23 protein-coding genes and 1 tRNA gene are annotated in these 20,084 nt (G+C 67.7%); 15 read left to right on the forward strand and 9 right to left on the reverse strand.

Annotated features, from left to right (window positions below):
• The first annotated feature begins 3 nt into the window (after window positions 1-3).
• The 10 genes from ACLBWX_RS00090 to ACLBWX_RS00135 all read left to right on the forward strand — a co-directional run bounded on the left by ACLBWX_RS00090 (window position 4) and on the right by ACLBWX_RS00135 (window position 10,396).
• Window positions 4-279 carry an RNA-binding S4 domain-containing protein gene (locus tag ACLBWX_RS00090; protein ID WP_447675069.1) on the forward strand — a complete coding sequence of 92 codons (276 nt, stop codon included), beginning with the start codon at window positions 4-6 and terminating at the stop codon, window positions 277-279.
• A 232-nt stretch (window positions 280-511) separates the two neighbouring features.
• A complete protein-coding gene (fdxA, locus tag ACLBWX_RS00095) occupies window positions 512-850 on the forward strand; it encodes a ferredoxin FdxA (protein WP_055956805.1) in 339 nt (112 codons plus the stop codon).
• A gap of 429 nt (window positions 851-1,279) precedes the next feature.
• Window positions 1,280-1,870, forward strand: coding sequence for a CarD family transcriptional regulator (locus ACLBWX_RS00100; protein WP_447675070.1), 591 nt, complete (start codon window positions 1,280-1,282; stop codon window positions 1,868-1,870).
• Between the two features lie 249 nt (window positions 1,871-2,119).
• On the forward strand, window positions 2,120-2,992 hold the full coding sequence (locus ACLBWX_RS00105; RefSeq protein WP_056477170.1) for an RNA polymerase factor sigma-32: 873 nt from the start codon (window positions 2,120-2,122) through the stop codon (window positions 2,990-2,992).
• Between the two features lie 238 nt (window positions 2,993-3,230).
• Window positions 3,231-3,902, forward strand: a complete 672-nt coding sequence (locus tag ACLBWX_RS00110; protein ID WP_447675424.1) for a 4'-phosphopantetheinyl transferase family protein — start codon at window positions 3,231-3,233, stop codon at window positions 3,900-3,902.
• Between the two features lie 96 nt (window positions 3,903-3,998).
• A tRNA-Pro gene (locus ACLBWX_RS00115) sits at window positions 3,999-4,075 on the forward strand.
• A 604-nt stretch (window positions 4,076-4,679) separates the two neighbouring features.
• Window positions 4,680-6,485, forward strand: a complete 1,806-nt coding sequence (locus ACLBWX_RS00120) for a glycosyltransferase (RefSeq protein WP_447675071.1) — start codon at window positions 4,680-4,682, stop codon at window positions 6,483-6,485.
• On the forward strand, window positions 6,482-7,597 hold the full coding sequence (locus tag ACLBWX_RS00125; RefSeq protein WP_447675072.1) for a glycosyltransferase: 1,116 nt from the start codon (window positions 6,482-6,484) through the stop codon (window positions 7,595-7,597). Before ACLBWX_RS00120 ends, ACLBWX_RS00125 begins: the two co-directional genes overlap by 4 nt.
• Window positions 7,598-7,903: 306 nt before the next feature.
• On the forward strand, window positions 7,904-9,382 hold the full coding sequence (locus ACLBWX_RS00130) for a GumC family protein (protein WP_447675073.1): 1,479 nt from the start codon (window positions 7,904-7,906) through the stop codon (window positions 9,380-9,382).
• Between the two features lie 156 nt (window positions 9,383-9,538).
• Window positions 9,539-10,396 carry a WecB/TagA/CpsF family glycosyltransferase gene (locus ACLBWX_RS00135; RefSeq protein ID WP_447675074.1) on the forward strand — a complete coding sequence of 286 codons (858 nt, stop codon included), beginning with the start codon at window positions 9,539-9,541 and terminating at the stop codon, window positions 10,394-10,396.
• Here ACLBWX_RS00135 and ACLBWX_RS00140 read toward each other — a convergent pair.
• From ACLBWX_RS00140 to ACLBWX_RS00160, 5 genes are all read right to left on the reverse strand, one after another.
• Window positions 10,353-10,925 carry an NUDIX domain-containing protein gene (locus tag ACLBWX_RS00140; protein WP_447675075.1) on the reverse strand — a complete coding sequence of 191 codons (573 nt, stop codon included), beginning with the start codon at window positions 10,923-10,925 and terminating at the stop codon, window positions 10,353-10,355. The genes ACLBWX_RS00135 and ACLBWX_RS00140 overlap by 44 nt on opposite strands.
• Window positions 10,926-10,995: 70 nt before the next feature.
• Entirely contained in the window at window positions 10,996-11,283 is a 288-nt protein-coding gene (locus tag ACLBWX_RS00145; protein WP_447675076.1) for a sulfurtransferase TusA family protein, read from the reverse strand.
• A 141-nt stretch (window positions 11,284-11,424) separates the two neighbouring features.
• Window positions 11,425-11,829 carry a hypothetical protein gene (locus ACLBWX_RS00150; protein WP_447675077.1) on the reverse strand — a complete coding sequence of 135 codons (405 nt, stop codon included), beginning with the start codon at window positions 11,827-11,829 and terminating at the stop codon, window positions 11,425-11,427.
• Between the two features lie 156 nt (window positions 11,830-11,985).
• Entirely contained in the window at window positions 11,986-13,353 is a 1,368-nt protein-coding gene (locus ACLBWX_RS00155; protein WP_447675078.1) for a glutamate--cysteine ligase, read from the reverse strand.
• Between the two features lie 128 nt (window positions 13,354-13,481).
• Window positions 13,482-14,234: a 16S rRNA (uracil(1498)-N(3))-methyltransferase gene (locus tag ACLBWX_RS00160; protein WP_447675079.1), complete on the reverse strand. Its 753-nt coding sequence runs from the start codon at window positions 14,232-14,234 to the stop codon at window positions 13,482-13,484.
• A gap of 284 nt (window positions 14,235-14,518) precedes the next feature.
• Between ACLBWX_RS00160 and ACLBWX_RS00165 the strand changes: the two genes are divergently transcribed.
• Complete coding sequence (locus ACLBWX_RS00165) at window positions 14,519-14,986, forward strand: hypothetical protein (RefSeq protein WP_447675080.1); 468 nt, start codon at window positions 14,519-14,521, stop codon at window positions 14,984-14,986.
• Window positions 14,987-15,037: 51 nt separating this feature from the next.
• A complete protein-coding gene (ubiA, locus tag ACLBWX_RS00170) occupies window positions 15,038-15,991 on the forward strand; it encodes a 4-hydroxybenzoate octaprenyltransferase (RefSeq protein ID WP_447675081.1) in 954 nt (317 codons plus the stop codon).
• 16 nt (window positions 15,992-16,007) lie between these two features.
• Here ubiA and ACLBWX_RS00175 read toward each other — a convergent pair whose 3' ends face one another.
• On the reverse strand, window positions 16,008-16,505 hold the full coding sequence (locus tag ACLBWX_RS00175) for a DUF6101 family protein (protein ID WP_447675082.1): 498 nt from the start codon (window positions 16,503-16,505) through the stop codon (window positions 16,008-16,010).
• Between the two features lie 316 nt (window positions 16,506-16,821).
• On the opposite strand from ACLBWX_RS00175, the gene ACLBWX_RS00180 reads away from it, so the two are divergent.
• Window positions 16,822-17,649 carry a 3'(2'),5'-bisphosphate nucleotidase CysQ gene (locus tag ACLBWX_RS00180; RefSeq protein ID WP_447675083.1) on the forward strand — a complete coding sequence of 276 codons (828 nt, stop codon included), beginning with the start codon at window positions 16,822-16,824 and terminating at the stop codon, window positions 17,647-17,649.
• Window positions 17,650-17,778: 129 nt separating this feature from the next.
• On the opposite strand, the gene ACLBWX_RS00185 is transcribed toward ACLBWX_RS00180, so the two are convergent.
• Both ACLBWX_RS00185 and ACLBWX_RS00190 read right to left on the reverse strand, forming a co-directional pair.
• Window positions 17,779-18,009: an AsnC family transcriptional regulator gene (locus ACLBWX_RS00185; RefSeq protein ID WP_447675425.1), complete on the reverse strand. Its 231-nt coding sequence runs from the start codon at window positions 18,007-18,009 to the stop codon at window positions 17,779-17,781.
• 207 nt (window positions 18,010-18,216) lie between these two features.
• The gene (locus ACLBWX_RS00190; protein ID WP_026175704.1) at window positions 18,217-18,426 is read right to left on the reverse strand and encodes a cold-shock protein; all 210 of its coding nucleotides are present in this window, start codon (window positions 18,424-18,426) and stop codon (window positions 18,217-18,219) included.
• A 289-nt stretch (window positions 18,427-18,715) separates the two neighbouring features.
• On the opposite strand from ACLBWX_RS00190, the gene ACLBWX_RS00195 reads away from it, so the two are divergent.
• Window positions 18,716-19,105, forward strand: coding sequence for a hypothetical protein (locus ACLBWX_RS00195; protein WP_447675084.1), 390 nt, complete (start codon window positions 18,716-18,718; stop codon window positions 19,103-19,105).
• Between the two features lie 6 nt (window positions 19,106-19,111).
• On the opposite strand, the gene ACLBWX_RS00200 is transcribed toward ACLBWX_RS00195, so the two are convergent.
• Window positions 19,112-19,330 (reverse strand): hypothetical protein, encoded by a 219-nt coding sequence (locus ACLBWX_RS00200; RefSeq protein WP_056477523.1) that lies wholly within the window; start codon window positions 19,328-19,330, stop codon window positions 19,112-19,114.
• 157 nt (window positions 19,331-19,487) lie between these two features.
• Here ACLBWX_RS00200 and ACLBWX_RS00205 point away from each other — a divergent pair, with 157 nt between their 5' ends.
• Window positions 19,488-20,063: a DJ-1/PfpI/YhbO family deglycase/protease gene (locus ACLBWX_RS00205; protein ID WP_447675426.1), complete on the forward strand. Its 576-nt coding sequence runs from the start codon at window positions 19,488-19,490 to the stop codon at window positions 20,061-20,063.
• Window positions 20,064-20,084 lie beyond the last annotated feature (21 nt).

Consider the following 20,084-nt stretch of genomic DNA (forward strand, 5'->3'; position numbering starts at 1 on the left):
GTGATGAAGCCGGGACGCCAGCGGCTCGACAAATGGCTGTGGTTCGCGCGGTTCGCGCGGACCCGGTCGCTCGCGGCACGGCTGGTCACCGAGGGCTATGTCCGGATCAACGGCAAGCGGGTCGATGCCTCCGCGACCGCCGTCGCCCTCGGGGACGTCGTGACCGTCGCCGCGGCCCATGCCACCGTGATCGCCCGGGTCCTCGACCTAGGCGAGCGGCGCGGCCCGGCGCCGGATGCCCACCGCCTCTACGAGGTGGTTGGGGATGCGCCCCAGTAGCCAGGGCGTCCGTGTCACCGGCGCGACACCGGTGGCGCGGTCGCGCGCTTGGTCCGTCGGCGTGCTTGTCAGCCCCCCGGACAGGGTCTAGAGCCAGCGCGACTCCCTCTTGCGCGTGCGAACCAGCACGCACGCCACCCCGCATTAAGGCATCCGTGCAACGATCCGCGCGAGCGACCATGCATCGGCATCGGGACGCTCCCGGATGGCCGGATCAAGGACTGAAGGCCCCATGACCTACGTCGTCACCGACAACTGCATCAAGTGCAAGTACATGGACTGCGTCGAGGTCTGTCCGGTGGACTGCTTCTACGAGGGCGAGAACATGCTCGTCATCCACCCGGACGAGTGCATCGATTGCGGTGTCTGCGAGCCGGAATGTCCGGCCGAGGCGATCAAGCCCGATACCGAGCCGAGTCTCGAGACCTGGCTCAAGGTGAACGCCGACTACGCGCGCACCTGGCCGAACATCACCCAGAAGAAGGACGCCCCGGCCGACGCCAAGACCTGGGACGGTGTCGCCGGCAAGTTCGAGGCCCACTTCTCCGCCAATCCCGGCACGGGCGACTGAACGTCGCGACGCGCAGCGTCCGGACGACGGCATTTCACGAACCCTGGACCTTGCGAAGAGGCTGTGGAGGGCTCGCGAGCCTTTGCCGATCACACGACCATCCGCCGGCAATCCTTTGATTCGTCGGCTGGTTTGTGTTATTACAACGTCCTGCCGTCGTTCGTGCCCGACGTGCTGCCTCCAGCCATCACCTGATGGGTCTCACACTCAGTTGTGGATTGGGGTCGCATGCGATCGATCGCTGAAGGCCTTGTTGCTTTCGGCGACCGCTCTCTCGTTGCGCGATCATCGGCTTGCCCGGGAACCGGCAGGTTGTGCGTCGTTGATGCAGATCCTTCGGACAAGGGGCTGGAGCCGGGTCACCCACCCCGGATTACAGGGTTCGGCGCGGCGTTCAAGGCCGCGCAATGTTCTGGAGGCGCTTCTCGCATGACCACAGCCAAGAAGACGACGGCAGGCCGCCAAGGCTTCAAGACCGGCGAAGCGGTCGTGTACCCAGCCCACGGTGTCGGTCGCATCACCGCCATCGAGGAGCAGGAGATCGCCGGCTACAAGCTTGAGCTGTTCGTGGTGTCTTTCGAGAAAGACAAGATGGTCCTGCGCGTCCCCACCGCGAAGGCCAACAGCGTCGGCATGCGCAAGCTCGCCGAGCCGGAACTCGTGAAGAAGGCCTTGGACCTCCTGACCGGCCGCGCCCGGATCAAGCGGACCATGTGGTCCCGCCGCGCCCAGGAATACGAGGCCAAGATCAACTCGGGCGACCTTCTGTCGGTGACCGAGGTGGTGCGCGACCTCTTCCGCTCCGAGGCGCAGCCCGAGCAGTCCTACAGCGAGCGTCAGCTCTACGAGTCGGCGCTCGACCGGGTCGTGCGCGAGATTTCGTCGGTGAACCGCATCACCGAGACGGAAGCTCTGAAGCTCATCGAGCAGAGCCTCGCCAAGTCACCGCGCCGCGCCAAGGGCGAAGCCGAGGCGGAAGGCGAAGCCGAGAGCGACGATCTGCAGGAGGAGGCTGCCTGATCGGCAGCCTTGCGCATCCCGGCACTGGCCGGGCGATACGCTTCTGGAGCCCGGCGCATCGCGCCGGGCTTTTTCGCTTCGCTCCCTCTTCCGTGCGTCCCTCACGAGACCGTGTGAAGCAGCCCGATCCGCGGAACCATCCCAACCACCTCGTGTTGTCGCGTTGCCAGGCACAGGTCCCCGGTCGATTTCGATCGGCGATGGCGACCGGTGGTCAGAAGCAGACGTTCCATCGAGACGGAGGCGGGGATGGCGGACATCGCAGGGATACGGCGGCAGTTCATACGCACGGCGATGGAGGCGCCTTTCCTTGCGCGGGACGAGGAACGCGGCCTCGCCGTCCGCTGGAAGGACGATCGCGACGAGCGGGCCCTTCACGGGTTGATCTCGGCCCATATGCGTCTCGTCATCGCCATCGCTGGACGCTTCCGGCACTACGGACTGCCCATGGCCGACCTCGTTCAGGAAGGCCATGTCGGGCTGATGGAAGCCGCAGCGCGCTTCGAACCCGAGCGTGAGGTTCGCTTTTCCACCTACGCGACTTGGTGGATCCGGGCGTCGATCCAGGATTACATCCTCCGCAATTGGTCCATCGTCCGCGGTGGAACGAGCTCTGCGCAGAAGGCCCTGTTCTTCAATCTGCGACGCCTTCGCGCCAAGCTGATGCAGTCTACCGAAGAGCATGTCGGCGACGAGATTCACCGTCGCATCGCCACGGCCATCGGCGTCTCGCGAGAAGACGTCGCATTGATGGATGCGCGCCTTTCCGGACCCGACATGTCGCTCAACGCGCCCGTGGGAGAGGAGAGTGAAGCCTCGTCCGAGCGCATGGATTTCCTCGTCGACGGCGCTGCCTTGCCGGACGAGACGGTGTCGGCGACGGTCGATGGCGAGCGCCGGCTGATATGGCTCAACGAAGCCTTGACGGTGTTGTCCGAGCGCGAGTTGCGCATCCTCAAGGAGCGCCGCCTTGCCGAGGATCAGGCCACCCTCGAAGCTTTGGGACACCGGCTCGGCATCTCGAAGGAGCGGGTGCGCCAGATCGAGAACCGCGCATTGGAAAAGCTACGCCGCGCCCTCGCCGAACGGTTTCCGCAGACTGGCGGCAACGTCTACGCTTGAAGACCGAGATTCTTTGCGGCGGTGATCTCACCGCCGACTGGTCGTGTCTCTGCAAACGTCATGATAGGCTCTCCGGCAGACCCGTCGACGCGTTCACGGGCTTTGCAGGAGGTTGGGGCGTTTCGAGATGGGGCGAACCCGGGCGGAGGCTCCGCAGCAGCCCAATCGTTCTTCTTCGCAGACTTGGCCGACTGTTCTTCCGGCCGCTCTCGCCGGGACTTCAGTCTGGCGCATCGACCTGTTCCTCGGTGCAACCGATCGGAGTGGACTCGTCCGGTGGCTTTCTCCGGAGGAGCGAGCGCGGGCGGATCGATTTTATCGTCACATGGATCGCGCGCGCTTCATTGAAAGCCACGCCGCGCTCCGGCTGATCCTCGGTCGCTACCGCGATTTGCCACCGTGCGACGTGGTCTTCGCGCAGGAAGCCGGTGGGAAGCCGGTTTTGGCCCCCGCGCAGCGGGCGGGCCTTCACTTCAATCTCTCGCACTCGGGGGCTCACGCCCTCATCGGCGTCTCCCATTGCGCTCCGATCGGCGTCGATGTGGAGGCGATCCGCCCGGTCGGCGATCCGCTCGCGATCGTCCGGGCGCATTTCCATCCCGTCGAGATCGCAGCCCTCGCTGGGGCACCGCACGATCGGCAGGCGCCCCTCTTCTTCCAATGCTGGACGCGCAAGGAAGCCGTCGTGAAAGCGCTTGGAATGGGCCTCGCCCTGCCGCTCGATGGCTTCAGCGTCGACGGCCCGTCCCCCGTCACCATTCGCTGGGAAGGCGAGGACCCGGCATCGGACGGCTGGTCCTTGATCGACCTCGACATCGAAACCGATGTCGTCGGAGCCGTTGCGATCCCGCTGGCCGACCATCCCTGCCGATTGTTTCGCCTTCCGGCGAACTGGGCCGAGCTGGCTTGAGCGGGCATTCGCTGCACGATTCCCGCGAGGAAGCGCTTGCGGCACCGCAGAGGGCTCGCTATACGTCCGCTCGCCGGCCAAGACAGCCGGCTTTGTCGGAGTGTAGCGCAGTCTGGTAGCGCACCACGTTCGGGACGTGGGGGTCGCAGGTTCAAATCCTGCCACTCCGACCAGTTTGATTTTCCAAGGCTTCGCCTTTTCCCGAAATCTTCAGCGACGATTGCTTCCATTCCTGCTCGCATGCGCAGGCCGGAAGCGTACGGTTGCGACGGCGCGAACGATCCGTGCGGTGATCCTGTAGCCGGCATTCTTCTAGGCAAGCCCCTTTCCTGACCTCGACCGTCCTAGCCATGGACGAGCGGTTGGTACGTGGGCAGGATCGATACTCGGCCGATATCCAGCTTTCCGCTCACGGAAGATTCAACTCTCCACCGCATCGTCGACCGGACGAGCCCCGATGGTTTCGGCGGCGCGCACGTGAATGATGAGCGGCGAAGCGTGACGGAACGACCCGACAGCTCCGGCGCCAACCCCGAACCGGATCGGATTGCGGACCGCTTCGGACCGCGCGCTCATGGAATCGCCGCGTGGCCGTTCCAAAGCGCGCCCTCTGTTCTGCCTGCCCAGCCTCTGCCCGGACGTTCCTGGCCACGCCTGCGCGTCCTCACGCTTGTCGAGGGCGACACCGACGCACTTCGCGCGACCCGTGCCTCCGTCGCGGCACAGGGCTATCCAAACCTTCGTCATGACCTGATCTCGCGCGTCGACGTGACTGCCATGTTCGCCGCCATCGTCTCGGACGAGGAGTGCGACGGCCTAATTCTGCTTCGCCCGGGCGATCTTCTGGCACCCGATGCCCTCGCGGCCCTCGGCCTGCAGCGGGTTCTCAGCGCGGCCGACGTGATCGTCGGCCTGCGCGTCGTCTTCGATACAGTGCCCCTCGGCCTCGATGCGCCAGCGGCGACGCCCGGACGGTTGATCGATCCTGATCCGCCGGACGGTTCACTCGCCCCCTTTGCCGGCGGCGAAGTCCTGCTCGCGCGCGCCTGCGTCGAGCGCGCCGGCGGCCTCGATCCCACGGCCGAGAACCCCGTCGCCGCGCTCTGGCCCCGGCTCGCTCGCCAGGGCGCGACGCTCGCCCGCGTCGGCCGACCGATTCTGCTGCAATACCAGCCCGGCCAGGTCACATCGCCAATGCCGGTCGGTCTTTCGGTCGCCAGCCTGACCGACAGGGGCAACATCGGCGGAGCCGGCATTGCCCACCGACGCCTGACCGATGCCCTGGTTCTGGCGGGCCATCGCGTCGATGAGCATCGGCTCTCGGCAGAATCGCCGCCGGCGGCGGCGGAGTGGGTCGAGGCGTTTCCGCGGACGGAGGAGGCCTTGGCACAGGGCGGCTACGATCTGGTCCTGGCCGGCAATCTCCACGGAGCGACCCGCCGCACCACGATCCTGCATCGCCTCGGACGTGCCGTGCCCGTCGCCGTCATGCTGCACGACCTGTTCCCCGTCACGGGGCGCTGCGCGTCGCCCGACGGATGTCCGATCGTCTTGGAAGGTTGCGACGCCCGTTGCCCGACGCCCGATGCCTATCCGCAACTGGCGCCCCGCCGGATCGCCGATGTCTTCGCCGAAAAGCGAGCGGTCCTTGCCGATCCCGACGGCCCAGTCCTGCTTGCCGCATCCGAATGGACCGAGGTGGCGACGCGCGCCCTGGCGCCGCGCGGGACGGCGGTCGCCCGCATCGATCTCGCGTTCCCTACAAGCGTGTTCCGGCCTCGATCGCGCGAAACTCTGCGCCGCGCCCTCGGCCTTCCCCTCGACGAGACCCTCGTCCTGTTTGCCGCAGTCATCGCGGATGCGCCCGGCAAGGGTACGGCCGAACTCACCAAGATCCTTCGCCGGATCGCTCGGCCGGGGCTTCGCTTCGTCGCCGTGGGACGCCTCGACGATCCGGCCTCCCTCGGGATCCCGAACCTGATCCCAGCCGGGTCCATCGTCGACGAAGAGACTTTGGCCGCCTGGTACGGCGCCTGCGATCTCTATGTCACGGCGAGCCGCCAGGAGACGTTCGGCCAGACGCCCGTGGAAGCCGGTCTGTGTGGAACCCCGACCGTCGCTTACCGGGCGACCGGATTGGCGACGGCGGTGATCGACGGGATCTCCGGCCGCCTCGTGCCGACCGAGCCCGGCGCGCTGGAAGCGGCGCTGCTCGACCTGCTCGCCGATGCACCCGAGCGCCGGCGGCTCGGCACCCTCGGGCGGATCGCCCTGGAAAGCCGCAACAGTCCTGCCGCCGCCGCGATGCGCCTGAACGACGTGCTCCTCGAACGGGGCCTGCTGCAACCTGCGTCCGGAACCGGACGCATCCGCTTCGCACCGGAGATGCTGGCCTCCTTCGGCATGGCGCTGGACCGGGCGCCCGGGCGGAAGGGCCTGATCCCGACCGATGCCTCGCGGATCATTCGCTTCGTCCGCCGCGCCAAGCATGCCGTCGTCGGTCGGGACATGCCGCGGTGGCTGCGCGGCCTCCTCTACGCGGTGGCCGTGACTCGGATGCGCCTCGGGTGGGACGCCCGATGACCGGCCGCGCGACCACGCGGCGCCACATCTACCTCGACCATACGCATCTGCGCCGGCACGTCACCGGGATCGAGCGCGTCGCCCTCGACCTGTTCACGTCCGAGACCCTGCATCCGCACGCCGTCACCGCGATCCGTGCGAAGGGCGTCGCGGGCATGATCGCGGCCCAGCATGTCGGCCTGCCGCTGCGTGCCCTGCGAGACCCTTCGGCGCTGTTCCTGTTTCCCGGATTTCCGCCCAGTCCGCTCGCGGTCCTGCGACGCCGGCACTGCATCACCTACGTTCACGATACCTTTCTGCTGACGCGGCCGCAGGACCTCAACTGGCGGAGCCGTCTCTACATGGCGCCGAGCTTCGCGTTCGCCCTGCGCTACGGACGCTGCTTCCTCGTCAACTCGGTCACCACCGGTGAAGCGGTCCGCGCGCTCTGTACCCGCGAGGCGCTGGTCGCCCTGCTCAGGCCCACCGTTCGCGACGTGTTTGGTCTCGCCGACCTGCCCCCGCTTCGGATTTACGACACCGGCGAACCGCTCCGCCTGCTCAGCATCGGGACCATCGAGCCCCGCAAGGATTATCCCGCGGCCATCGCGATCGTGGCTGCCCTGAATAGAATGGGTATCGCGGCGGAACTCCACTTGGTGGGCCGCGTCGGATGGGGCCACCACGCCTTCCTCGCTGCGCCGCCGCCCTTCCTGACCCTGCATGGCTACCTTGACGATGGGGCGATCCGCAGTCTGGCGGCCCGGTGCCATCTTCTGCTCTCGACGTCGAAGGCGGAAGGGCTCGGGCTGCCGCTGCTCGAAGCGCAGCACGGCGGACTCCCCGTCGCCGCACCGCGTGGGCCCGTGTTCTCCGAGGTCCTGGCCGGTTCAGGGCTGCACATCGAACCATCCGATCCCGACGGATCCGCAGCCTCGATCTTGGCGTGGGTTCGAAGTCCCGCCTTCGCGGCCGTCCGGGGCGCCGCACGTGCCAACGTCGCACGCTGGAACGATCTTGCCGCCGGCGACGCGAAATGTTTCGCGCGTTTTCTCGATATTGGTCAGTCCGCTTACGAGGCTGCGGGAGACAGGGTCGTCCCGCCTCATAGTGGTCGGCAAACAGGAGCCTGAACGGAGTTGTGCACAGGTAAGCGATCGAGGTTGGCCCGACTACGCAGATCTCAACCTGTCGGTAGGCCTGATCTTTCCAATATCTCTTCGGATCCTGACCTCTACGGGACCAACGTGGGTGTCCGCCTTTGAAACGCTCCCGACTGGAGACCCGGTGGCACATGAGCTGCGCATGGAAAGGGATCGGTGGTGTGCCATGACGCGTCTGTCCCGCCCTGACACAGATCGAAGCTGAAATGGGACGGGGTGGCTCACGGCGGCGAGACAGAACCGCAGGAGCAGTGACCAGGTCGGGAGACGAGACGGATGTTCGACTTCGGAAATCCGGTCCGCGGTGAGCCGGTGATCATCGAGACGAAGGGCCGAGATGGTCTCGACGGCGGCTTGATCCTGCGTCGTCTCTGGCGCGGCACCGGCGTGATCCTGCTCGGCGGGTTCGCAGCGGTCGTCCTCGCGGTCGTACTTCTCGGCGCGGTGACCCCGACCTACACCGCCGTCACCCAGATCCTCGTCGATCCGGCCGATCTCCCCGTGATCGCCAACGACCTCAGCAATCGCCAGCCTCAAGCCGATAGCGGCGTCTCGATCGCCGAGAGCCAGACGCGGGTGATGCAGTCCGACAACGTCTTGCGGCGCGTGATCGAACGTCTGCACCTGACCCAGGACGACGAGTTCGTTCCCGAACCGTCGACCAACCCGCTGGTGCTGAGCATCAAGTCTCTCCTCGGCATGGACCCGCCGCCGGCGAGCCGCGATCCGGTCAACCTCGCCCTCGACAACCTGCGCCTGAAGCTCGGCGTGCGGCGTGCCGAACGGACCTTCGTCATCGACGTCTACGTCCAGACCAAGGACCCGGAAAAGTCGGCTCGGATCGCCAATGCCATCGCCGATGCCTATTTCGCCGAGGACGCGGCGGCGCGCACCGACGCGGCGCGCCGGGCCTCGGAGGCCCTGACCGGGCGCCTCACGACCTTGCGTCAGGCGGTCGAGGAGGCCGAGCGCAAGGTCCTGCAGTACCGGGTCACGAACAAGCTCGTGACGTCGAGCGGGCGCCTCCTCAGCGACCAGCAGCTCAGCGATCTGAACCAGCAGCTCGTCACCGCCACCCTGAAGACGGCGGAGGCGAAGGCGCGTCTGGATCAGGCGCGCCACATGCGCGCCGGCGAGGCCGGGACCGCGCTGCCCGAGATGCTGCAATCCCTCGAGATGCAGAACCTGCGGCAGCAATACGCGACGCTGTCGCGCAACACCGCGGAACTCGCGGCTCGGCTCGGCGACCGGCATCCCGCCATGGCCGATCAATATGCCCAGCAACGCGACCTCCAGCGCCTGATCCAGCGCGAGAAGGAGCGCATCATCGACACGTCCCAGAAGGATTACGACCGCGCCGTCGCCGGCGAGGCCGCCGTTCGCCGGAGTCTGGACCGGGCCAAGACCGAGACGGCAGGAAACGATCGCGCCAATGTCGGCCTGCGCGAACTCGAGCGGGAGCTCGAGGCACGCCGGTCGATCTACGAGGCCTTCCTTCGCCGGTCACGGGAGACCAACGAGCAGGAGCGGCTGAACAGCTCCAACGTGCGCGTCATCTCCACGGCGACGCCGCCGCGGACCCGGACATGGCCGCCCTCCCCCAAGCTGGTGCTGCCCCTCGCGCTTCTGCTGGGCCTCGGCCTCGGTGCGGGCGCTGCCCTCTGGCTCGGGGCCCATCGCGACCGCCGCGTCGCCCAGCGTCTCCGGCCGAGCGTGTCGACCGGTGCGCGCAGCTTCCGAGCCGTCGATGTCTGACAGCTTCCCGGTTCGTCCCGAAACCTTCGATCGATCTTCCCAAACCGCTCCAAGGCAGATTCCTGCCGAGCCGAAACCGGTCGGCTCCGGGGATCGAGTTCCGCCTCGCCGGGCTGGCGCACGACGAGTCACACAGGTGATGACATGAGCCTCCGCTTGTTCGACATCACGTTCACACCCGGAACGGCCGCCGACATCCTCGCGACCTCGGCGCGGCAGCCGGCGACGCGACCACGCATGATCGTCACCGCCAACCTCGACCACATCGTCACGTTGTCGGAGAATGCGGCGTTCCGAAAAGCCTATGACGGCGCCGTCGCCCATACGCTGGACGGCATGCCGCTCGTCTGGCTGGCTCGGTTCTGCGGCGGCTCGCCGGTGCATCGGGTGACGGGCCACGACCTCATCGCGGCGGCCTTCGCCGAACCCTGGCCGGCGGGCCGGCGGATCTTTCTGATCTGCTCCTCCGAAGCCGTCGGCTTGCACCTGACCGATCGCCTGGTTTCCGAAGGCACGCCGCGGGCGGCAATCGCTTTCACGGTGCCGCCCTTCGGTTTCGAGAACGACGACGCCTACAGCGCGGAACTCTGCGCCGCCGTGCGGGCGCACGGCACCACGCTGCTCGTGCTCGGCGTCGGTGCGCCGCGCTCGGAGATCTGGGTCGACCGCCAAGGGATCAGGCTCGGCAGCCCGGTGGTCCTGGCCGTCGGCGAAGCCCTCAACGTCGCGGCCGGTCTGGTACCTCGCGCGCCGGCCCTGATGCAGCGGATCGGCCTCGAATGGTTCTTCCGGTTCTGGCACGCCCCGCACCGGCTCTTCGGCCGCTACTTCGTGCGTTCCTGGGGCCTCTTGGGGATCGTCCTGCGCCGGTCCCTGGCCGGGAGAATCAGACGGCATCCGACCCCGCCACGCCCAGCCTTGCCCCCGACGCACGACGCGCGCCCGACACCCCCTGAGGCATTCGCGCCGGTCAGGCTGCAGCGAACAGGTACGGATGGCGCACCCGGAGGGTGAGGATCAGCGCCAGGGTCTTGATGTCGGTGACCTCGCCCCGATCGGTCATGGCCGCGAGTTCGCTGAGGGGCATCTCCCGAACGGTGATGTCCTCGTGCTCCCCGATCAAGCCGCCACCGGGGCCGACTCGGTCCGGTGCCTCGTAGGGGGCGAGGAACAGGTCCATCTGCTCGGTCGAGATTCCCGGCATGCTCCAGCCGCAGGCGACGGCTTCGAGCGCACCGAGACGGACCCCGGTCTCCTCGTAGGCCTCACGGCGCGCCCCGTCTTCGGGCTCCGATTCGTCGAGAAGACCGGCCGGCACCTCCAGCACGGACGTGACCCCGGCGGCATAGAACGCCGGCGTCCGAAACTGCTCGACCAGCAGGGCGACCCGGCGCGTTGGATCGTAGGGCAGTACCGCCGCGGCCCGTCCGTGATCCTCGATCTCGCGCGCCAGGCGTGTGCCATCGGCCATCGTCACTTCCGCGACGAGAAACCGGCTCCAGCCGTCATGCACGATCCGGGTGCCGCGGATAATCGGCGCCATACTGCTCTCCCCCGTCGGATCGCCGAGACAGCGGCGACCGGATGTGCGGCCCTAACAGGGGGTTGGCGCATCAATGAGGCGTGGAGCGCGTGTTTTCGGCAACGGTTCCTGGGATTGTGTGGCTTCTGCGGATCGTGAAGATCAGGCGGTCGGCCCCGCGCTCCTGTTCGACGAGCGCGTCGCCGACTTGACGCACGAGGTGCGGAATGTCGATCGCCGACATCGGATCGGTGCAGGTCACGACCAGAACGTCGCCGGGAGCCATTCGGCGGAGGGCCTTGCGAGTCCGCAGGACCGGCAGGGGGCATTTCAGTCCGGTGAGATCGAGGTGCGTCGTCTCTCCGTCGCCGACCGTCATCGGCATCGAATCCCCTTGCGTAGCACCGCCCGGGAGCGATGACCCAACACGCCGAAACGAAAATTCCCGCCGACGGGTTGGACCGTCGACGGGAATTCGGACGCTGGACCCGGGTGCCGTTGGCACACGGGCTTCGCGAACTCAGTATCCGTAGCCATAGGCGGGATAACCGTATCCGTAATCATAGGACGGGGCGGCGTAGTAACCGTAGGCGGGTGCACCGTAGCCATAGCCATACCCGGTGCCGACATAACCGCGGTCATAGTAGCCATAGCGCGGGGCTTGGCTGGCTGCGATCGCGCCGCCGATGATGCCGAGGGCCGCACCGGCCGCGAGCGCGCCGCCCACGCCGGGGCCGCGACGGTAGCCGCCGTAGTAGCCCCGTCCGTAGCCGCCGCGATAGCGGACCGTCTCGACGGTCGCGCCGCCGCCAACCTGAGCGGCGTCGAGCGCCGGCATCGGAGCGGCCTGCGCGGCCGTGAAGGAACCGGCCGAGAGACCGATGGCGGTGGTGCCCGCGAGGGCGAGGGACAAGATGCGCGACATCCGAGCGTTCTCCGTCACAGGGTGAAACATCCCTGGAAACGGCAAAGTTGGCGATCCGTTCCGGAATCGCCACAGTCAAGCTCCGGTTGCGCGTGCCGTCGAGCACATTCGGACGCCGGAAGCAGGCGTTTGCCCGCTTCGAGGATCGGGTCTCGTTCAGAAGACGCATTCGGTGAAGGCCGGCTCTACGGAGCGCTGCCAGCGGCCCTCGTAATCGGCGAGGCGTTCCTCGGCGAGGGAGCGCCCGGCCGCGACGATCGCCTCGAGCGGTTGGAGAAAGTGGGTCTCGTCGCGGCCCTGTCCGTCCCGGCGCGCCCTGGCGGCGAGGCCTGCGCGGGCGATCGTCAGCGCCTCGGCCGCCACCGCCCCGAGGGGCCGGCCGGCGATGCGGGCAGCGAGGCCGAGGCGCGGAACGGTGGCGCGCAGGCCCTCGCGGTCGCAGGCGTTCCAACCCTTGGCGATGTCCCAGGCTGCGGCCTGCGAGGCCTGGTCGTAGAGCAGTCCGACCCAGAAGGCGGCCTGCGCGGCGATCATCGCCGGACCGCCCACGTCCGACCCGCGCATCTCGATGAACCGCTTCAGACGAACCTCCGGGAAGGCGGTCGAGGCATGGTTGGCCCAATCGGACACCGTGGCGCGCTCGCCCGGCAGGGCTGCGAGGCGGCCGGCCATCAGGTCGCGGAACGAGGCCCCGGAAACGTCGTGGTAGGTCTCGCCGCGCTTGACGAAGTACATCGGCATGTCGAGCAGCCAGTCGACGTAGGATTCATAGCCGAATCCGTCCGCGAAGGCGCGCGGCAGCATGCCGGTGCGATCCGCGTCGGTGTCGCGCCAGATCTCGGACCGGCGCGAGAGCAAACCGTTGGGGCGGCCGTCGGTGAAGGGCGAATTGGCGAAGAGCGCGGTCGCCACCGGCTGCAGCGCCAGGGCGACGCGCATCTTGGCCACCATGTCGGACTCGGAGGCGAAATCGAGATTCACCTGCACCGTGGCGGTGCGCAGCATCATGTCGAGGCCGAGGCTGCCGACCTTCGGCATGTAGCCCGCCATGATCTTATAGCGGCTCTTCGGCATGACGGGGGTCTCCTCCCGTGTCCATTTCGGGCTCATGCCGAGATCGAGGAAACCGATCCCGAGCCCATCCGCCACACGGGCCGTCGCATCGAGATGCGCGCGCAGTTCGGCCGCGGTCGCATGCACGTCGGCGAGAGGCGCGCCGGAGAGTTCGAACTGCCCACCCGGCTCCAGGGAAATCGCGCCGCCCTCGGCACCGGCGAGACCGATGAGATGACCGGCATCCTCGATCGCCTCCCACCCGGTCTCACGGCCGAGCCCCTCGAGAAGGGCTCGAATTCCATTCGGGCCTTCGTACGGAACCGGCCGGTTGCCGTCGCGGTAGAACGGCACCTTCTCGTGCTCGGTCCCGATCGCGAAGCGCGCACGCGGCTTCTCGCCCTCCGCGAACCAGGCGATGAGTTCGTCCCGCGTGGTCAGGGGCGTCGTATCGGACGTGTCGCGCGCCATGCGCTGCCTCTTCAGGAAGGTCGTGCAAAGGAGAGGCGCACCGGACCGCAGCGGCGTGGCCCCTTGAGTCGGGTCAACGCGCCTCATAGGCCAGGGGGCCCGCGCGAACAACGCGGGCTTGGGCCGCCTCAGCGGGCATCGCCGAGCACCGCCTGCACCAGGGCCAGCACCGCCACCGCGGCCGTGTCCGCGCGCAGGATGCGCGGTCCGAGGGAGAGGGCCACCGTGTTCGGGCGCTCCAGGATCAAAGCCCGTTCCTCGGGTGCGAACCCGCCCTCGGGTCCGACCAGCACCGCGAGGGGCGGAGCCGCCGCCGGGTCCGCGGCCTGACGCAAGGCGAGAAACGGATCGGCGACCGACGCGTCCTCGTCGCAGAACACCAGCAGGCGCAAGGGGTTGAGCTCGCTCAGCGCCGCCGGAAGCTTCGCGGCCTCCTGGATCTCCGGCAGGTCGAGGATGCCGCATTGCTCTGCCGCCTCGATGGCGTTGGCGCGCATGCGGTCTAGGTTCAGCCGTTCACCCTGGGTGTAGCGGGTGAAGACCGGCCGGAGGGTGCCGGCCCCCATCTCCACGGCTTTCTGCGCCATGTAATCCAGGCGCGCCGATTTCAGAGGAGCGAACAGGTAGTGGAGATCCGCGCGCTTGGGCTGCAGGCGTGTGCGCTCGCGCACGACGAGGTCGGCGCTCTTGCGTCCTGTCGGCGCGATTTCGGCCCGCCACTCGCCATCGCGTCCGTTGAACAGGAGGACCGGGTCGGTGGGTCCACGCCGTAGGACGTTGAGCAGGTAGTTCGCCTGGGCTCGGTCAAGGGGCACACTCGCACCGGCGGCTAAGTCAGCCTCGACGAAGAGGCGCGGAGCGGTGAAGTCGTAAGCGGCCATGACCGGGTGGTCGCGTGGGGTGCCCCGACTGTCAACGGCGCGGGCCTCAACCGTTGCGCCTGATGTAAAACCGCAACAAGCGGCGACATTGCGCCACAAATCCACCGCCGGATGCGGCCCGGCGTTTGCGGCTTGAAAGACGCCACATTCCTATGCCGAAACGAAGTCAGGACCACCATGCGCCGGACATCCAGTGCATCGGGGCACGAATCAAACCATTCCGTATCCGGTTGCCGGGCTCAACCCCATCGGATCGAGGATGGAGGGAGAAAGGATCTCAGGGCATGTCGTTCAAGACCAATGCGGCGCTCGCCGTCGCCATCGCCACCACGGCGCTCTTCAGCGGCCAGGCCTTCGCACAAGGTGCCGAATGCGGCGAGATCCAGCAGACCCTCCAGGCCCGCAAGGATCTGATCGGCAAGGCGAACGCCGCCTCGAACTCGAAGAAGAAGATGACCCCGGCGGAGGCCTGCACCCTGTTCGGCAAGCTCCAGGCCAACGGCACCGCCGGCCTGAAGTGGATCACCGCCAACAAGGAGTGGTGCTCGATCCCGGATTCCTTCGCGGAAGGTTTCAAGGCCGACCACGTCAAGGTGTCGGGCATCAAGACCAAGGTTTGCGGCGTCGCCGCTCAGGCCTCGAAGATGGAGGCCCAGGCGCGTGCCCAGGCTCAGAACGGTGGCGGCGGTGGCGGCCTGCTCGGCGGCCCCGGCCTCACCGGCAGCCTGAAGATGCCGCAGGGCGCCCTCTGATCCTGTGCTGAGCCAGTCACGGTCGGGTCGGTCCATCGCGCCTGCGCGTTCATGGACGGCGTGAGTTCCCCGAGCGCCGATCGCCGCGTCGCCGATGCGGTCGCGGGCCACTGGGTCGATCGGATCGCGCCGCGCTGGGCGCGCCCCTACCTGCGCCTCGCCCGCATCGACCGCCCGATCGGCTGGTGGCTCCTGCTGCTGCCCTGCTGGTGGTCGGCCTCGCTCGCAGCGATCCGATCCGGCGCAGCCTTCCCCGATCCGGTCCACCTCGCGCTGTTCTTCGTCGGCGCCGTTGCCATGCGCGGCGCGGGCTCGACCTACAACGACATCGCCGACCGGGACCTCGATGCTCAAGTGGAGCGCACGCGCTCGCGCCCCCTTCCGTCGGGGCAGATCCGGGCGCGCCACGCCGCCGTCTTCCTGGTGGCGCAGGCGCTGGTCGGCCTCGCGGTACTCCTGCAGTTCAACGGTACGGCCATCGCGGTCGGCATCGCCTCCCTGGTCCCGGTGGCGATCTATCCCTTCATGAAGCGCGTCATGCCGGTACCGCAGGCGGTCCTCGGCCTCGCCTTCGCGTGGGGCGCGCTGATGGGATGGGTGGCGGTGTTCGCGCGCCTCGATGCGCCCGCCCTGCTGCTCTACGCGGGCACCATCGCCTGGGTGATCGGCTACGACACGATCTACGCGGTGCAGGACATAGAGGACGACGAGATCGCCGGCATCCGCTCCTCGGCCCGCTTCTTCGGGCGCCGGATGCGGGGGGCGATCGGCCTGTGCTACGGCGCCAGCGTCGCCTTCGTCGCGCTGGCCGCGTTCCTGGCGGGCGCCGGCCTCGTGGGCCTCCTCGGCGTCGCCCTGTTCGCCGGCCATCTCGGGCGACAGGTGCTGCGCCTCGATACGCGCGACGGGCGCGGCGCCCTCGCGCTCTTCCGCTCCAACCGGGAAGCCGGCCTGATTCTGTTCCTCGGCCTCGCAGCGGATGCCGCCGTGAAGCATATTCTCTAAGTCCGCCGGCCCGGATTCAGCAGCGGGCGCCGGAAATGATCTCGCTCTCTCCGCGATGGATCAGGGGGCGGACCGGCAGGGCACCCGTCTTGCGACGGACCAGGAAGCGCGGGCGACGGCCATTGAGCAGGCCGTGCCTGCGGCGGGTCCGGGTCCGGCCCAAGGCCACCGGGCCGAGCTGGTTCGAGACGCTGGCGAGTTCGCCGTCCTCCTTGACGATCATCCGCGGCAGGCCCGACTTTGCTGAGACGTCGCGCCAATGCGCCACCACCTCGTCCTCGCAGAACGGCCCGAGACGGGTGACGACGCGACCGGCGGCATCGACGAGGAGCAGATCGAAGCGATCCTCGCCGCAGGCGTCCGAGTCGTCCTCCGCGAAGGCCAGGGCCACGCCGGCAGGGCGGGTGTCGCCCGTGCGGGTGATCACCGGAAGGCGAGACACCTTCAGGGCCGGGGCAGCGCCGACGAAGGTGGCATCCGCCGACATGCCGTTCATGTTCGCGAAAGTGTTCATGGCTCGTACACCCTGTTGGCGCCGGCAACCTCTATGGGCCGCCCGTCTATGACAAGCATATTTGCGTCTAACCTCCTCAGACCAGCTTAAGAGTGAGCGTTAAGCGAGTATGGACAAGGGTGAAGCGCGCGGAATGCTCAACGCTTCCTTGCTTCGTTTGACGGAATTTGCCCGTATCGACATCTGCGTCGCTCTGCTTGTGGCGGCCCGCCCGGCACCCTACAACGAAGGCAGCGCCGTCCTCCAGGCATCCGTGCCGGGGCGAAAGGCTCTTCAACAAGTGCCCAGCCAGACCTCCAGAGCCGTATGGAGACGCATGTCCGACCCGATCGCCCCGGAAGCCGCGCACGCCCTCGTTCCCGCCCTGCGCGAGACGATCCGGGAAGCGGCCGCCCTTGCCCTGCCATTCTACAAGGTGGGCGGACAGACGGGGGCACGGGTCTGGTCGAAGGCCGGCGGGTCTCCGGTGACCGAAGCCGACGTGGCGGTGGACACGTTCCTGAAGGTGCGCCTCAGTGCCATGCTGCCGCGGGCGGCGTGGCTCTCCGAGGAGACCAGTGACAACCCGATCCGCCTCGATGCCGGCCTCGTCTGGATCGTCGATCCCATCGATGGAACGCGCGCCTTCATGTCCGGCCATCCCGACTGGTCGATCGCCGTCGCCTTGCTGTCCGCGGGGCAGCCGATCCTGGGCTTCGTCCATGCGCCCGTGACCGACACGTTCTACGAGGCCGTGGCCGGCGCGGGAGCGACCCGCAACGGCGAGACCATCACCGTGTCCGGCCAGGGGGCCATCGAGGGCGCGCGGGTCACCGGCCCGAAGCCGATGATGGATCGGCTTTCCCGAGGTGCCGGCGCGAACGGGCAGCCGGCCGACCTCGTCACCGTCGAGCGCGTCCCCTCCCTGGCCCTGCGCGTCGTGCGGGTGGCCGAGGGCTCCATCGATATCGGTCTCGTCTCGCCCCATGCGCGGGACTGGGACCTGGCCGGAGCCGACCTGATCCTGCGCGAGGCGGGCGGTACGGTCAGCGACCTGCAGGGACGTCCGACGACCTACAATCGACCCGACCCCGTGCACGGCGAGTTGGTGGCGGTCTCACAGCGCCTGCGCGACGACGTCGTCGCCGCGATGGCGCCCCGCTGAGGGCAGGCCGGACCGCGGCTCCCGCGCGCCGGGCACAGAAAAGCCCGACACCTGGGCGCCGGGCTCGATTTTGACGTGTCGGATGATGAACCGGACGATCCGCCCCGACGGGATCAGGGCGGCGTCGGATCAGTGATGCTCGCGCAGGGCGATCGCCTCTGGGGCCATGCCGAACCGCTCGGCCAGATGCCAGCGCAGTTCGCGCGGCGAATGGTAGTTGTAGGAGGTATCGATGAGGTGGCTGAGGTCGACGGTCTGGGCTTCATGAGCCATGGTCTGCTTCAGATGACCCACCTTGAAAGTCGCCGCATCGGTGACGGGCGAACGGACGCCGCGGCGTCGGGTGTATTCGAACAACATATTTTTCTTGTGTGCTTTCAATAACGTGCAGTTTTGCGTGCAATGTCTCGGACGCGTCGGGCTCATGGAGCCGCAGGCGTCGTTGGTGTTGCGGGGGATGCCGGAGCCTCGACCCATTCTCCCCAGAAGGGCGTCGGTTGCCGGCGGCGGAGGCTTCGTGGGAAGCCGTTCGGAGTGACGCCAGCCCGGGGGCTGGCGCCGAGAGCGTCAGGCCGCCTGGAGGTTACCAGCCGAGTCCTTGCCGCTGCGCTTGTCGGTCTGGATCTCGTAGGAGACCTTCTGACCTTCGATGAGGTTGCGCATGCCAGCGCGCTCGACCGCGGAGATATGCACAAACACATCCTTGCCGCCGTCATCCGGCTGAATGAAGCCGTAGCCCTTGGTCTCGTTGAACCACTTAACAGTACCGGTATTCACGAAATAGATCCTCGTATCGTTCGTCGATCAACAGCCTGCGTCTGCTCGACGCAAGCGGCGGATCCTCTTCGGTAGGCCTGACGGAATCAGCAGGACGCGAGACGCTTGCGGTACAAGATCCCAGCTCACCGATACCCGCTACCCACCATGTAGTCCGATCATGCGGCGGCAACAAGGCGTCCGACCCGACGGGAGCAAGGGTGCGGCTGCGCGGCCGCGACGGGACACCCAGTGTCATTTGCCTGGACGACCTCATATAAGAGTTCCTGAGCAAGCGGTTAGGCGATTCATGGCGGGCATCTCGGTTTCCCTCGAAGGGGCGAACATCCAGCTTTCATTTCAAAAGGACGATCAGGCCACGGCGGTCGTGATGGATGCGCGGGCGGCCCGCGCCCTCGTGCGCGCGGTGGGGCAGCTTCTCACAGCCATCGACGAGCCCGACGATCCCGACCTTCCGGACGACATCACCGACGAAGAAATCGCGATGCTGGACGTCACGTCCTCTGCGATCGAAGTCGGAACCGACGAGAAGGGCCAGGCGGTCGTGGCGTTACAGGCCGGCGCCCTGCCGCCGTTCCAGCTCCGCCTGACGGACGAAGAGGCCCGTCATGTGGCGACGAGCCTCTCCGAGATCTTGAGCGCGCCGCGCGACGTGCGTGCATCGCACGGCGATCACTGAGCTTTTCTACATGCGTATTCCGGGATCGGTCGGGCCGCCCGGCAGGTAGTCCGGCTCCGAGCCTGGACCAGCCGGTTCGTCGATGCCCGGATCGTTGACCGGGTAAGGCGTGCGCGGACCCGTCGGCCCGATATCCGGCTGCTCGTCCGGCGGGGGCGGCATCGGGAGATCGCCGGGAATACCACCCGGCAGCGGCTCTGGGATCGGCAGGCCGGGATTGGCCATCTCGTGGTTGGCCATGCGAAGCCTCCTGTCTGTCTGAGGGATGTGCGGACCAACACGGCCGAGCGTGGCCGGGTTCCCCGTCCGGAGCCTGCGCGCGGGGAACCGGCGTCCCGCCGCTCCTGTTCAGTGCCGTACCCTCAGAATTCCGGAGAATCCCATGTCTGACCTCAGGCAGGCCAAAGTCCTGATCGTCGCCACCGACGGCTTCGAGGAGACCGAACTCACCGTCCCGCAGAGCAGGCTCAAGCGGGCAGGCGCCACCGTCCACGTAGCAGCGCCACAGTCGCGCGCGGCAAAGGAGTCCATCCGCGGATGGGACAAGACCGATTGGGGCAAGAACGTCGCCGTCGACAAGGATCTCGAGTCGATCTCACCGCAGGATTACGACGCCCTCATCCTTCCCGGCGGACAGATCAACCCCGACAAGCTGCGCCTTGAGCCCAGGGCTCTGGAGGTGATCCGCAGCTTCCTGGAGTCCGGCAAGGTGGTGGCCGCCATCTGCCATGCGCCCTGGCTCCTGATCGAGGTGGGCGCAGCGACGGGGCGCCGGATGACCGCGTTCGCGTCGATCCGCACGGACGTCATCAATGCGGGCGCGCACTGGACGGACGAGCCGGTCGTCACCGACCGGGGTGTCATCACGAGCCGAAATCCCGGCGATCTCGACGCCTTCTGCGCCAAGATCATCGACGAGATTCAGGACGGCGACCACGGAGGCCGCGCCGCTGCCTGATCGACGTGGCGGTGATCGTCC

It is taken from the genome of Methylobacterium sp. M6A4_1b (genome assembly GCF_053345175.1).

Bases quoted from the DNA above. Each gene is read 5' to 3' on its own strand.
- ACLBWX_RS00090 (WP_447675069.1), top strand. From the start codon at position 4: ATGAAGCCGGGACGCCAGCGGCTCGACAAATGGCTGTGGTTCGCGCGG.
- fdxA (WP_055956805.1), top strand. From the start codon at position 512: ATGACCTACGTCGTCACCGACAACTGCATCAAGTGCAAGTACATGGAC.
- ACLBWX_RS00100 (WP_447675070.1), top strand. From the start codon at position 1,280: ATGACCACAGCCAAGAAGACGACGGCAGGCCGCCAAGGCTTCAAGACC.
- ACLBWX_RS00105 (WP_056477170.1), top strand. From the start codon at position 2,120: ATGGCGGACATCGCAGGGATACGGCGGCAGTTCATACGCACGGCGATG.
- ACLBWX_RS00120 (WP_447675071.1), top strand. From the start codon at position 4,680: ATGTTCGCCGCCATCGTCTCGGACGAGGAGTGCGACGGCCTAATTCTG.
- ACLBWX_RS00125 (WP_447675072.1), top strand. From the start codon at position 6,482: ATGACCGGCCGCGCGACCACGCGGCGCCACATCTACCTCGACCATACG.
- ACLBWX_RS00130 (WP_447675073.1), top strand. From the start codon at position 7,904: ATGTTCGACTTCGGAAATCCGGTCCGCGGTGAGCCGGTGATCATCGAG.
- ACLBWX_RS00140 (WP_447675075.1), bottom strand. From the start codon at position 10,925: ATGGCGCCGATTATCCGCGGCACCCGGATCGTGCATGACGGCTGGAGC.
- ACLBWX_RS00145 (WP_447675076.1), bottom strand. From the start codon at position 11,283: ATGACGGTCGGCGACGGAGAGACGACGCACCTCGATCTCACCGGACTG.
- ACLBWX_RS00150 (WP_447675077.1), bottom strand. From the start codon at position 11,829: ATGTCGCGCATCTTGTCCCTCGCCCTCGCGGGCACCACCGCCATCGGT.
- ACLBWX_RS00155 (WP_447675078.1), bottom strand. From the start codon at position 13,353: ATGGCGCGCGACACGTCCGATACGACGCCCCTGACCACGCGGGACGAA.
- ACLBWX_RS00160 (WP_447675079.1), bottom strand. From the start codon at position 14,234: ATGGCCGCTTACGACTTCACCGCTCCGCGCCTCTTCGTCGAGGCTGAC.
- ACLBWX_RS00165 (WP_447675080.1), top strand. From the start codon at position 14,519: ATGTCGTTCAAGACCAATGCGGCGCTCGCCGTCGCCATCGCCACCACG.
- ubiA (WP_447675081.1), top strand. From the start codon at position 15,038: ATGGACGGCGTGAGTTCCCCGAGCGCCGATCGCCGCGTCGCCGATGCG.
- ACLBWX_RS00175 (WP_447675082.1), bottom strand. From the start codon at position 16,505: ATGAACACTTTCGCGAACATGAACGGCATGTCGGCGGATGCCACCTTC.
- ACLBWX_RS00180 (WP_447675083.1), top strand. From the start codon at position 16,822: ATGTCCGACCCGATCGCCCCGGAAGCCGCGCACGCCCTCGTTCCCGCC.
- ACLBWX_RS00185 (WP_447675425.1), bottom strand. From the start codon at position 18,009: ATGTTGTTCGAATACACCCGACGCCGCGGCGTCCGTTCGCCCGTCACC.
- ACLBWX_RS00195 (WP_447675084.1), top strand. From the start codon at position 18,716: ATGGCGGGCATCTCGGTTTCCCTCGAAGGGGCGAACATCCAGCTTTCA.
- ACLBWX_RS00200 (WP_056477523.1), bottom strand. From the start codon at position 19,330: ATGGCCAATCCCGGCCTGCCGATCCCAGAGCCGCTGCCGGGTGGTATT.
- ACLBWX_RS00205 (WP_447675426.1), top strand. From the start codon at position 19,488: ATGTCTGACCTCAGGCAGGCCAAAGTCCTGATCGTCGCCACCGACGGC.